Origin of the sequence: Microbacterium sp. TNHR37B (assembly GCF_001620065.1) — a bacterium.
Taxonomy (GTDB): Bacteria; Actinomycetota; Actinomycetes; order Actinomycetales; family Microbacteriaceae; genus Microbacterium.
The window spans coordinates 961939-973604 of the sequence record NZ_LQGV01000001.1 but is presented as its reverse complement, the minus strand read 5'-3'; the positions used below and the strand labels follow the sequence as shown (position 1 = coordinate 973604).

Annotated in this window: 11 protein-coding genes; all 11 read left to right on the top strand. The window is 70.3% G+C overall.

Annotated features, from left to right (window positions below):
• Positions 1–27 precede the first annotated feature (27 nt).
• Positions 28–894 carry a 16S rRNA (adenine(1518)-N(6)/adenine(1519)-N(6))-dimethyltransferase RsmA gene (gene rsmA / locus AVP41_RS04760; protein ID WP_067161457.1) on the top strand — a complete coding sequence of 289 codons (867 nt, stop codon included), beginning with the start codon at positions 28–30 and terminating at the stop codon, positions 892–894.
• Positions 891–1949, top strand: coding sequence for an aldo/keto reductase (locus AVP41_RS04755; RefSeq protein WP_067161455.1), 1059 nt, complete (start codon positions 891–893; stop codon positions 1947–1949). Before rsmA ends, AVP41_RS04755 begins: the two co-directional genes overlap by 4 nt.
• Positions 1946–2884 carry a 4-(cytidine 5'-diphospho)-2-C-methyl-D-erythritol kinase gene (locus AVP41_RS04750; protein ID WP_067161452.1) on the top strand — a complete coding sequence of 313 codons (939 nt, stop codon included), beginning with the start codon at positions 1946–1948 and terminating at the stop codon, positions 2882–2884. The genes AVP41_RS04755 and AVP41_RS04750 overlap by 4 nt, the downstream gene beginning before the upstream one ends.
• Positions 2885–2889: 5 nt before the next feature.
• Complete coding sequence (locus AVP41_RS04745) at positions 2890–4197, top strand: GNAT family N-acetyltransferase (protein WP_067161449.1); 1308 nt, start codon at positions 2890–2892, stop codon at positions 4195–4197.
• Between the two features lie 151 nt (positions 4198–4348).
• On the top strand, positions 4349–4642 hold the full coding sequence (locus tag AVP41_RS04740) for a WXG100 family type VII secretion target (RefSeq protein WP_067161446.1): 294 nt from the start codon (positions 4349–4351) through the stop codon (positions 4640–4642).
• A gap of 53 nt (positions 4643–4695) precedes the next feature.
• Positions 4696–5391 (top strand): WXG100 family type VII secretion target, encoded by a 696-nt coding sequence (locus AVP41_RS04735; protein WP_067161443.1) that lies wholly within the window; start codon positions 4696–4698, stop codon positions 5389–5391.
• The gene (locus tag AVP41_RS04730; RefSeq protein ID WP_067161440.1) at positions 5391–5699 is read left to right on the top strand and encodes a WXG100 family type VII secretion target; all 309 of its coding nucleotides are present in this window, start codon (positions 5391–5393) and stop codon (positions 5697–5699) included. The genes AVP41_RS04735 and AVP41_RS04730 overlap by 1 nt, the downstream gene beginning before the upstream one ends.
• 24 nt (positions 5700–5723) lie before the next feature.
• The gene (locus AVP41_RS16910) at positions 5724–9683 is read left to right on the top strand and encodes a hypothetical protein (RefSeq protein ID WP_231902661.1); all 3960 of its coding nucleotides are present in this window, start codon (positions 5724–5726) and stop codon (positions 9681–9683) included.
• An 80-nt stretch (positions 9684–9763) separates the two neighbouring features.
• A complete protein-coding gene (locus AVP41_RS04720) occupies positions 9764–10105 on the top strand; it encodes a hypothetical protein (RefSeq protein WP_067161434.1) in 342 nt (113 codons plus the stop codon).
• A complete protein-coding gene (locus AVP41_RS04715; RefSeq protein ID WP_067161431.1) occupies positions 10102–11337 on the top strand; it encodes a hypothetical protein in 1236 nt (411 codons plus the stop codon). The genes AVP41_RS04720 and AVP41_RS04715 overlap by 4 nt, the downstream gene beginning before the upstream one ends.
• Positions 11334–11666, top strand: coding sequence for a hypothetical protein (locus AVP41_RS04710; protein ID WP_067161428.1), 333 nt, complete (start codon positions 11334–11336; stop codon positions 11664–11666). Before AVP41_RS04715 ends, AVP41_RS04710 begins: the two co-directional genes overlap by 4 nt.

Sequence of the window (11666 nt, the reverse complement as noted above, 5' to 3'; positions counted from 1 at the left end):
CCGGCGACGGCTGAGTAGGCTGGGGGGATGACCGTGTCTCTGCTCGGTGCGGCGGAGATCCGTGCACTCGCTGCCGACCTCGATGTGACGCCGACCAAGAAACTGGGGCAGAACTTCGTCGTCGACGCCAACACCGTCCGGAAGATCGTCGCCGTGGCGCGCGTCACGGCAGCCGATCGTGTCGTCGAAGTGGGGCCGGGACTCGGGTCCCTCACCCTCGCGATCCTCGAGACCGGTGCCCGGGTCACCGCCGTGGAGATCGATCGCCGCCTGGCGGCACGCCTCGACGCGACCGCTCGGGCTCACGGCGTGCCCGACGGCGCCCTGACGGTCGTGGCCGCCGATGCGCTCGCCGTCACCGATCTTCCGGGAGAGCCCGACGTGCTGGTGGCCAACCTCCCCTACAACGTGAGTGTCCCGGTGCTGCTGCACTTCATGGAGCACTTCCCGGGGATCGGCCGCGGGGTCGTCATGGTCCAGGCCGAGGTGGGCGAACGTCTGGCTGCGCCGGCGGGTTCGAAGATCTACGGGGCGCCGAGCGTCAAGGCAGCCTGGTACGGGGCGTGGCGACTGGCCGGAACGGTGTCGCGCCAGGTTTTCTGGCCCGTGCCCAACGTGGACAGCGTGCTGGTGGCGTTCGACCGCGACGCGACCCCGCGCGGCGACGAGACCGAGCGACGGCGTACGTTCCGTATCGTCGATGCGGCCTTCCAACAGCGGCGGAAGATGCTCCGGCAGGCGCTCGCAGGCGTGCTCGGTGGCTCCGCCGCTCAGGCGAGCGCGATTCTGGAGGCGGCGGGGGTCGCGCCCACCGCGCGGGGCGAGGAGCTGACGATCGACGACTACGTCGCCGTCGCCCACGCGAGCGCGAGCCTCGCTAGCCTGGGGGAGTGACCGAGAACCGCTTCCCGCCGTCCCGCGGCGGAGACCTGCACCGCCCCTATGGAGCTGCGCCCGACCGATACGAGGGCACGACGTACCGGCAAGTCGGACGCAGCGGCCTGTATCTGCCGCCGGTGTCACTCGGACTGTGGTGGAACTTCGGTGACAACATCCCGTTCGACCGGCAGCGCGCCCTGTTGCGGCACGCGTTCGATCGCGGCATCACCCACTTCGACCTCGCCAACAACTACGGGCCGCCCTACGGCTCCGCCGAGACCAACTTCGGTCGCATGATGCGGGAGGACTTCGCGCCCTATCGCGACGAGCTGATCATCTCGTCGAAGGCCGGGTACGACATGTGGGACGGCCCGTACGGTCAGTGGGGCTCGCGGAAGTACCTGATCGCGAGCGCCGAGCAGTCCCTCACCCGGATGGGGATCGACTACGTCGACGTCTTCTACTCGCACCGGTTCGATCCGGTCACTCCGCTGGAGGAGACGATCGGGGCGCTGGACGCTCTCGTGCGTCAGGGCAAGGCGCTGTACGTCGGGATCTCGTCCTATGGCGAGAAGCAGACGGCGGAAGCCGTGGCGATCGCCCGTTCGCTGGGAACCCCGCTGGTGATCCATCAGCCCTCGTACTCGATCCTCGATCGCTGGATCGAGGACGGCCTCACCGGGGTGCTGCGCCAGGAGGGGATGGGGGCGATCGCCTTCGTCCCCCTCGCCCAGGGCCTGCTCACGAGCCGGTACCTCGAAGACGGCACCGCCTCGCGCGCCCAGCAGCGCTCGTCGTTGAGCGGCTCACAGCTCACGCCCGAGGCGCTGAGCGCTCTGCGGGCCCTCGATGTGATCGCCCGCGACCGGGGCCAGAGCCTCGCGCAGCTCGCCCTGCAATGGGTGCTGCGCGACGAGGTCGTCTCCTCGGCCCTGATCGGCGCATCCCGCCCCGAGCAGATCGACGAGAACCTCGCGGCGGTGACGGGGCCTGCCTTCGACGCCGAGGAGCTGGAGCGGATCGATGTCATCGCCGCCGGGATCGGCGAGCTCTGGATGCCGACCGCGTGAGCCTCAGCCGAGTGGAGGAGCGCCGCGTCCACGTGCGTGCGCCGGGCAAGGTCAATGTCTTCTTCGACGTGGGCGACCTGCAGGACGACGGCTACCACCCGGTCGCCTCGGTCTATCAGGCACTGGCGCTGTTCGAGGACGTCTGGGCCTCGCACGACGACGAGTTCTCCGTCACGGTGACCGGCGACGTCGACGTGTCCGACGTGCCCCTGGACGGGTCGAACCTCGCCGTGCGCGCCGCGCGCGCCGTCGCCCACGCGGTGGGCTGGGACGGGGGCGTGCGTCTGCACCTCCACAAGGGAGTCCCCGTGGCCGGCGGCATGGGAGGCGGATCGGCCGACGCGGCGGCGGCGCTCGTGGCCGTGAACGCGCTGCTCGACGGTGGGCTGTCCTCCGGCCAGCTGCACGAACTGGCTGCGGGGCTCGGTGCCGATGTGCCCTTCGCGCTTCTCGGGGGCACGGCGGTCGGCACCGGTCGCGGAGAGCAGCTGGCTCCCGCTCTCGTTCGCGGGAAGTTCCATTGGGTGCTCGTCACCCAGGACGACGGCATGTCCACTCCGGAGGCGTATGCCGGGCTCGATGAGCTCCGGGAGCGGATGGACATCGCGCCGCGCCGCGGCGTGCCCACCGTCGATGCCGAGGTGCTCCAGGCGCTCCGAGCGGGGGACGCGGCGGCGTTGGCCACCGCGATGCGCAACGACCTCCAGGCCGTCGCCCTGGCTCGCCGGCCCTCGCTCGGCGAGGTGATCGAGGCCGGGATGGCGATCGGAGCGCGCGGGGCGCTCGTGTCGGGGTCGGGCCCTACCGTGGGCTTCCTGACCGATGACGCCGCGGCGGCCGCGTCCCTGGCCGACGCACTGAACCGGGATGGTCACACCGCGATCGCCACCCACGGTCCGGTGCCCGGTGCCCGGATCGTCTCGACGGAAGGATGAGCGACATGACCACGATCGACGGTCGACACCACGACGCTCCGCTGGACTCTCGGCTCCTCGCCGAGATCTCCGATCAGGGGCTCCGGGTCGCGCGTGTGGACGAGGGGTCTCGTGCCCAGACCGACGCCTGGCTGGAGGTCGTGTCGCGCGGTTTTCTCGATGGCGAGCGCACCGACGTGCAGCGTGACGCGTTCTTCGCGGCATCCGCCTATCGCCGCAAGCTCGGGGTGTACGACGATGCGGCCCCGATTCCCGAGCAGCCCGTCGCCACCTTCGCCTCGTGGACGACGGAGCTCAGTACCCCCGGCGACCGGCTGACGGCGTGTGCGATCAGCTCCGTCACCGTCGCGCCGACCCACCGCCGGCGGGGGCTCCTGCGCTCCCTGATGTCGGGAGAGCTGCGCACCGCCGCCGAGCTGGGGCTCCCGGTGGCCACCCTCACCGTCAGTGAGTCGTCGATCTACGGGCGTTTCGGGTTCGCCCCGGCCGTTCCCGCGGCGCACTGGCGCATCGACCCGCGCCGCGCAGGATGGCGCGGCCCCCTCCCGGGCGGCCGCATCGACTTCCTCACTCGGGAGCAGGGCCGCGCGCAGGTCGAGGTCCTGCACGACAGGATCCGTCCCGCCCGCTCCGGCGAGGTGCAGATGCCCGGCGGCCATTGGGACCGCTTCTTCGGCACCCGTCCCGACGTCGAGAAGGCCGGGGAGACGCGTGTGCTCCAGTATCGGAGCGCGGAGGGCTCCATCGACGGGCTTGCGCTGTATCGGGTCTCGGAGAATCACGACGACTTCGCGGCCTCGACGCTCGACGTCGTGCAGCTGCTCGCCGCAACCGACGACGCGTACGCCGCGCTCTGGCGCTTCCTTCTGTCGATGGACTTGATCGGGGTCGTCCGTGCCAGTGAGCTGGCCGTGGACGAGCCGCTGTGGTGGATGATCACCGACCAGCGAGCGGTCACGATCACGCTGCGCGACCACCATTACCTGCGGATCCTCGATGTTCCGACCGCTCTTGCGGGGCGACGCTATGACGCCGCGGACACGCTGCTCCTCGACGTGCACGACCCCCTCGGGATCACCGGCGGCGCCGTGCTCCTGGAGATCGGGAACGACGGCACGGCGGCCGCCTCACCGGCACCCGCCGGCGCTCAGCCCGATGCCTCTCTCGGCATCGAAGAGCTGTCGGCGCTGTTCCTCGGCGGGGTCAGCGCGCTCGCCCTGGCCCGAGCCGGCCGGCTCCGTGCGGCGGACCCCCATCGCATCGATCGCGTCTTCCGTACGTCGAGCGCGCCGCGGCTGAGCTTCTGGTACTGAGCCGCGACTCGGCGCAGGTTCCGCCGGTGAGCCGAGTGGGGAGTTCTCCCCATTGGGGTTCGCAGGGGTCTCTGTTTAGGCTGAACCCACCGGATGGTCCCGATGTCGGATCGGGCTCCGAGATCGTACAGAACACCCAGGGAGGGTACCCATGGCCGAGATCCGCGTCACATCCGAATCGCTCGCCGGCGTCGCCGGGCAGCTTTCCAGCGGCTCGCAGTCGATCGAGTCGCAGCTGTCCAACCTGAAGTCGCTCGTCGAGGGACTCATCTCCGGAGACTGGGGCGGCACCGCCTCGCAGTCCTTCAACGAGCTTTACTCGCAGTGGGACCAGGCCGGCATCCAGCTGAAGGAGTCGCTGCAGGGCATCAGCGACCTCCTCAACCAGGCTGCCCTGTCCTACGAGGACAGCGAGAACGCCATCGCCTCGACCTTCAACGGCTGATCAGTTCGCGGGAGTGCCTCAGGCACTCATCGCACCGGGGGAGGGAGTGACCCATGGTGACATTCCGGGTACGGGCCTCGTCGCTGAGCGAGGTGTCGTCGCTGCTGGGAACGGTGATCGCGACGTTCGACGCGAACCTGTCGGCGGTCGACTCGCACGTCAAGCGCACGGTCGACGTCAGCTGGCAGGGCGAGGACGCCGACAAGTTCGCTGAGGGGTGGGACACGTTCCTGGCCACCTCGGCGGCGGTTCGGCAATCCCTCGTGGCGCTGCAGACGGGCCTCGTGGCCGCCGACGGGTCGTACACGCAGTCGGAGGCGGGAGTGCAGCGCAGCTTCACGGGCCGCATCGACTCGGTGCGCAACGTCGGTGGAGCCGCCCGCACCGTCAACGCGCGGGTGGACACGGGTGAGGAGCGCGCCGAGCTGATCGAGGAGTTCTTCGGTCGCGGTGAGGAATCCGCCGGCGGCGCGTTCGTCGGCGGTGGCGGAGTGCGTGCCAGTTCGGGCCAGCGCACCGGCGAGGCGCCCGCCGACGAGGATGACGCCGTCATCGAGGTGGACATCGATCCCGCCCTCGTCCCCGACGGCGCCCCCGTCGTGGACGCCGGCAGGGTCGAGGCGCAGGTGGATGGCTCCAGCGCCGCGGTCAGCGCAGTGGATGCCCGTGTCGATGCGGGCAACGTTTCGGCCGCGCAGCTCAGCGGTGGCCTCGACGACCTGGCGGCAGCCGTCGGGAAGGTGGACTGATGGGTCAGCAGAAGGCGGACACCGCCGACCTCCAAGCCTTGGCCCAAGCGCTCGGGGAACTCGTCAACTACTGCACTGCCCTCAAGCAGGGCGCGAGCGGATTCGCGTACATGCTCCCGGCCGAGTGGCAGGGGCCTGCGATGGCGAACTTCCTGGCGATGTTCGAGAAGTGGCAGCTCGGCGCCGAGGCGCTGACGGCGGCCGCGGAAGGACTGCAGGACCAGGTGGATGGAGCACGTCAGGCCTACGAGCAGACGATCGAGTCTCTCGACAGCGCCTGGAATCAGATCAGATCGTCGCTCGGCTGAGCGGCGGAAGGGGAGTCGGGACCGATGCCCGCAGTGGAGTTGAACGCCGCCCGCCTCGTCGCGGACGGCAATACGTTGCACTCGATCGCGCAGACCGCGTGGCAGGCCGCGCAGGCCTGTCAGTCGGCCCTCGGCGGCACGGGGGGAATGGCCGGTGACGAGGAGTCCGCGGAGGTCTTCGCGCACGGTCAAGACGGTGAGCCCGGCTATGACGGTTACGCCCGCGATGTGCTGAAGGGCGTCATCAACGCGGCCAACACCCTGAAGACTCTGGACGCGGCACTCGCGAACACGGGGCGCGCCTACGACGGTGCGCAGCTGGTGGGAGCGTTCCGCTCCGCCGACGAGTCGAGCATTGCGGAGGAGACCGCGGTGCCGTTCGGGGTCTCGGTGTCGGTTCCCTCCGCCTTGGGTCCCGGTCCCACGACGCCTCTGGGTGAGTTCGGCGAGTTCCTGCAGGACGCACTCGCCCAGATCGGTGTGCGGCTCCCTGACGCCGACACCGGGAAGCTCGGTGCCGCCGAGTCGGCGTGGAATGAGCTCTCCGGCGCGATGTCGCGCGTGCAGGGCCGCATCGACTCCGCGTTCACCAACACCGCGGCAGCCACGCTCCCGCAGCAGGCCAGCATTCTTGCCTGCCAGTCGAAGATGTCGGAGTCGTTCCGCAGTCTCTCCGAGTCGGCGTCCTCCATGGGTGGCTTCGCGCGATCGATGATCGACGAGACGAACAAGGCGTGGGAGGAGATCGGCTGGTTCATCGCGCAGATGGCCGTCGAGATCGCCATCGAGATCGGTGTCGGCGCGCTGCTCGGTGCGGTGACCTTCGGTGCCGGTGCTGCGGCGATGGCCGCGAAGATCGCGTTCACCGTGATGCGCTGGGCGATCAAGATCGCGAACCTCTGCCGGAAGCTCCGCACGCTCATCATGGCCGCGCTCCGCGCCGCGCGCATGGCGATCCGTGCCGGCGTGCACGTGGCCAAGGAGGCGCTGTCGGCCGGTCTCGCCTCGGCGATCACGACGACCGGTTTCAACGTGGTGCGGGGGTCGCTCGATCCGTCGTACCAGCCCCAGAACATCCTGACCGCTGCGCTGGCGGCCACCGCCGGGGGTGGCGCGGGCGGGTTCGCCTCGCGCGTGGGCGGCGCGGCGACCTCGCGAGTGACCACCACCGGCCTCCAGCGTGTCACGCACGTGAGCGTGGAGATGGGGAGCGGCGCGGTCGATGGCCTCGTCAGTGCCGGAGCCGAATCCGGTCTCAACGGCACCCCCTTCAACCCGCTGTCCGCTGTCGTCCTCGGATCGCTCCTGGGCGGCGCGATGGCGGGAAAGCCCGGCGGTGCCCGTCCGACGCCCACGGGCGGCGGTTCGGGTGCGCCCAGCGCGCCCAGCCTCGGGAACATTCCCGGCGCGGGCGGCGCGGGCGGATCCGGCACGGCTGCGGCAGCGGGAGGCGGCGGCGTGACGGTCACCGCCGACGGCCCGACGCCGGGAGCAGCCTCGGGCGGCTCGTCGAACGCGGTCGGTGACGGCTCTGGCGTGACCGTGAACAACGATGGCCCTACTCCGGGTGCGGGCACCGCCGACGGGGGTTCCTCGGCCGGCGACGGCGGCTCGGTCGACGTGTCGTCCCAGACGCCCGACCTGCCCGCCAGCCTGGGTGGCGATGGTCCGTCTTCGCCCTCTGGCCCGGATGCGCCGTCTGCTCCGGATGCGCCGAGTACCCCGGATGCGCCGTCGTCGCCGGATGCGCCTTCGGCTCCGGATGCGCCGTCGAGCCCCGACGCCCCGTCTGCTCCGGATGCGCCGTCGAGCCCCGACGCCCCGTCTGCTCCGGATGCGCCGTCGAGCCCGGATGGACCGTCTGCTCCGGAGGCTCCGAGCACTCCGGAGGCTCCGAGTGCCCCCGACGCCCCGTCCGCTCCGGACGCGCCTTCGGCTCCGGAGGCCCCGTCCGCTCCGGACGCGCCCACGGCTCCGGACGCGCCCACGGCCCCCGATGCTCCGTCGGCTCCGGATGCGCCGTCCGCTCCGGACGCGCCGTCCGCGCCGTCCGCGCCGGACGCACCGTCCGCTGCCGATGCGCCTTCTGCTCCGGATGCGCCGTCGTCGACGGCCGATGCTCCGGCATCCACGGTTGACGCCCCGAGCGCCGATGCGCCGACGTCGCCGTCCTCTGACGCTCCCGTCGCGGGCGGTGCGGTCCCGACCGCGCCCTCGTCGCCGTCGTCGCCCGACGCCGACGCCCCCACGGCTCCTGACAGCGACGCACCAACGGGCCCCGACGCCGAGGCTCCTGCGGTCCCGGATGCACTCCCGGTCGACGCGCCGTCCTCGCCGGAGGCCACGACGCCCGACGGCTCCACGCCCGACGGCTCCACGCCCGACGGCTCGGCTCCCGACGGTGACGTGCCTCCTGTCGAGGCTCAGGCGGCCGCCACCGCCGGTGCCGCAGCAGCCGCGGGTGGTCTCTTTGCGAAGCCCTTCGTGCGCACCCCCAGCGGCAGCTCGCTCTTCGGCACGGCGCCCTCGTCTCCGGACGCGTCGGCTTCGTCGCCGGAGGCTCCCAGCGCCACGGGCCCGGATGCCGGGTCGCCGGCCGCGCCGGATGCGACCGCCCCCGAGGCGTCGCCCTCCGCCGACTCCGACGCGCCGAGCCAGGACGCGCCTTCGCAGGACGGCGAGGGATCGCCCGATGCGGACCATCCCGCCGGTATCGACAAGACCGAGCTGAGCACCGACGAGATCGACGCCGCGCTCGACGCGATCAATCCGAACTTCGACCCGACGAGCCCCTCCAACGGATTCGCGACGAACTGTGGCCACACCTCGTCGATCCTCAACGACGTGCTCAACGGCGGAACGGTCCGTGAGGCACCTGGAGGCTCCACCCTGTCGATGGCGGAGATGGCTACTGCCACCGGTCGTCCGCAGACACCCGCCACGCCGGCGCAGATCGAAGCGACGCTGCGAGCCGGGGGAGCCGGATCGCACTGCGTCGTGGGTATCGATCGTTCGAGCGGCGACGGTCACTGGTTCAACGCATACTTCGATGGAACGAACGTCTGGGCTCTCGACGCCCAGACCGGTACCCGCTCCGGATGGCCGCCCCACGAGCCGAACGCGACGAACTGGGACGTCTCCATCGACAAGGGCGTTCTCGTCAACGCCGACGGCACGGCCGTGCACCCGGTGGCCGATGCAGCTGCGGACGCGTCGGCTGGTGGCGCGACCGCTTCCGATGGCGCGACCGCCACCGACGGTGCGACGACTCCCCACCCTGCGACGGCATCCGACGGCGGCGACTCGCAGCCCGTGGCTTCGGGGGACGATCGAGGATCGGCCGGCGTGGATTCGGACAGCCGGATCGACGACTACCTGACGTCGCACGGGCGCTCGCCGGCAGACGTCCACGACCTGCGGCTCACGCCTTCATCGAGCCTGTCAGCGGCGGACCGAAGTCTTCTGCAGACCATCCGTGAGCTGATCGAGCCGCCGACCTCGCGCACTCCCTTGATCAAGGTGATGCCGATCGACAGCGTCTCGCGCTATCTCCGAGGGCCCGATCGCTTCACCCAGGTGGCCGGATATGTGATCCGTGCCACGGATGCGAATCCCTGGGCGGGTCTGTCACAGATCATCGCCGATCTCCGTCTGGACTACACGATGAGCGATGGCTCTCCGAGTCCGTTCCAGGCGCCCGGCGTGACCGAGTACGGCTTCATCGAGTTCACGACGAGCAACCCGGAGGCGCTTCAGATCCCGTTCTCGCCCGACTTCGGGGGGACGACGACCGATGGCGCACCCGCGACCGGAAACGGCTTCCTCGCAAACGCCGACGATGTGTGGCGTCCCGAGTACAAGGCCGACGGCCGTCTCGACCTGAACGACGGCGCGCGGTTGTGGATCGTCGGGCCTGATGGTGCGCGCGTGGTGGGCATCTACCACGCGGGCGCTGGTTTCGTGATGACCGGTGCTGCGCGTTGACGGCGATGTTGCCCCCGGGTCTGTACGTCCGGGCGGCGGGTCGTGACTGCCAAGTGATCAGGAGCGGCGGCTGGAAGATCATGACCCGCGATCCTCACAGCGTCCGAGACGGCTTCCAGCCGATCGGGCACGATCGATTCGTCCGCCCCGTCGGTGACGACGTCGAACTCCCGGTCGAGAGATTGAGCTACGCGGGAACGTATCGGGGGATCCCCGTCGACGCAGAGCCCGGAACGGGTGGGCGGGTGATGCTCAGCACGGGCGATGCACGTGCGCAGGCGGCCGGCTTCACCTCGCTCGATCGGGGCACGTGGGAGCTCGTGGTTCCCGCCGACGATGGCCGACTGAGGATCTCTCCGCGATGGGAGAGCGTGCGGGCACCGTGGTTGGATGAAAAGAGCGAGCGAGAGGGAGATCGATGAGTCAGCTCACGAAGGCGGTCACTGCGGGGCGTGAAGACGCGTGGCTGAGACGCGGGCTGTCGTGGGTCGCGGGCTACGTCGTACGCCTGGACGACCTGACCTCTCCCCCCAGTCCTGAGTCGCTCTTCTCCGAGTTGGGCCTCGGTTTTCCGTCCTCGCCCTTCGCTGCCGGCGAGGCGTTCTGCGACGTCATCAACCTTCCGCCGTCGCCGGACCTGATGCTCGTGTCGCCCGCCGAAGGCGACGGGGCCGCGGCAATGATCGATCATGCGCCCTTCGCCAGTGGCTCGGGGTTCGTCGACAGCGCCGCGGGTTTCGTTCCGGTGTGGTGGGCCGCGCCCTCGCGCATCCCCGCAGGGGCGTCCGTGTGGCGAATCTCCGCCGATCAGGAGCCTCGGATGATCGCGGGCTACGCCAACGTCGCCGAAGGGTGGGTCGCGGGTCCGGGAGTCACCCTTCCGGCCACACCCGTGTTCAACGCGCACCTGCTGGGCATGCGCGCGACCTGGCGTGGGAGCGAGCACCTGATCGACCTTCTTCCCGACGGGCGCCTCATCGTGTGCTCGGCCGAGGAGATCGAGGGCGGGGAGAAGTCTGCTCGAGACGTCTGGTGGACGCAGGTGTCGCGAGACGAGCTGACCGATGTCGTCGTGTTGCGCGTGCTCGCCACGTGGCATGAGGCACCCGTGCAGGTCGTCGCTCTCGAGGAGACGGACGACGGGGTGACCGCGCAGATCGTCTATGTCGGTCGCGACATGTTCGAGGCGGAGAACGCGGGAATGACCAAGACGGATGCGGGAGTCTACGAATCGGCCGTCCCCGCCGACGAGTTGACCGATCTGCGCGAGGAGCGGCGGGTCGTCGATCTGGGTGCGGAGACGTCCGCACGTCGTGACGCCGAGCCCGCTGCTGCGGAGGAACCATCCTCCGGTCCTGTTCCGCTTGGCGACCCGACGAGCGCGCAGCAGCGACTGATCGACGTCGGTACCGAGCTGATCCATCGCCTGTGGCCGGGAGTCGAGTTGAACGCCTTCGCGCTGCCGTCAGACGGTGCGATCGTGTTGGTGCAGCCGGCCCGCGGTGGCGTCACTCTGTATGTCGCCGCCGATGAGTCGGTGATGTTCGCCGCCTCGTCCCTGGAACCAGGCGCGGCGCTTGAGCTGTTCCGGTCGGGCAAGCGCACCGACAAGGCGGAGTTCGTGCCGCGTGCCCCTGAGGGGGGCGCTCGATGACCAGCGCTGCGCTCGAGGCGCGGTGCGCGGCATTGCGGCAGCCGGTAGTCGATCTGGTTGAGACCGGCATTCTGGCGACGATGAAGCCGTCGGAGATGCCGGTGCTGCGTGAGCGGATCGCCGTGGTGCAGTCCGTCTTGGCACAGGGCACCGATGGCATCGAGGAGGAGTCGTACCTGAGTTGGCATCCCGTGGCGGTCGCGACTCTGCATCGGATGGAGCAGGCCGCGCGCGCCGGAGACGCGGGGGAGGCCTGGCGCCTGTTCAAGGAGCCGACCACCGGCTTCTTCCCGCTGAGTCAGTCGTGCCAGGGCCAGCCGGGCTGGTGA

Coding starts and splice junctions, on each gene's coding strand:
- rsmA (WP_067161457.1), top strand. CDS start 28: ATGACCGTGTCTCTGCTCGGTGCGGCGGAGATCCGTGCACTCGCTGCC.
- AVP41_RS04730 (WP_067161440.1), top strand. CDS start 5,391: ATGGGTCAGCAGAAGGCGGACACCGCCGACCTCCAAGCCTTGGCCCAA.
- AVP41_RS04715 (WP_067161431.1), top strand. CDS start 10,102: ATGAGTCAGCTCACGAAGGCGGTCACTGCGGGGCGTGAAGACGCGTGG.
- AVP41_RS16910 (WP_231902661.1), top strand. CDS start 5,724: ATGCCCGCAGTGGAGTTGAACGCCGCCCGCCTCGTCGCGGACGGCAAT.
- AVP41_RS04745 (WP_067161449.1), top strand. CDS start 2,890: ATGACCACGATCGACGGTCGACACCACGACGCTCCGCTGGACTCTCGG.
- AVP41_RS04740 (WP_067161446.1), top strand. CDS start 4,349: ATGGCCGAGATCCGCGTCACATCCGAATCGCTCGCCGGCGTCGCCGGG.
- AVP41_RS04710 (WP_067161428.1), top strand. CDS start 11,334: ATGACCAGCGCTGCGCTCGAGGCGCGGTGCGCGGCATTGCGGCAGCCG.
- AVP41_RS04720 (WP_067161434.1), top strand. CDS start 9,764: ATGACCCGCGATCCTCACAGCGTCCGAGACGGCTTCCAGCCGATCGGG.
- AVP41_RS04735 (WP_067161443.1), top strand. CDS start 4,696: ATGGTGACATTCCGGGTACGGGCCTCGTCGCTGAGCGAGGTGTCGTCG.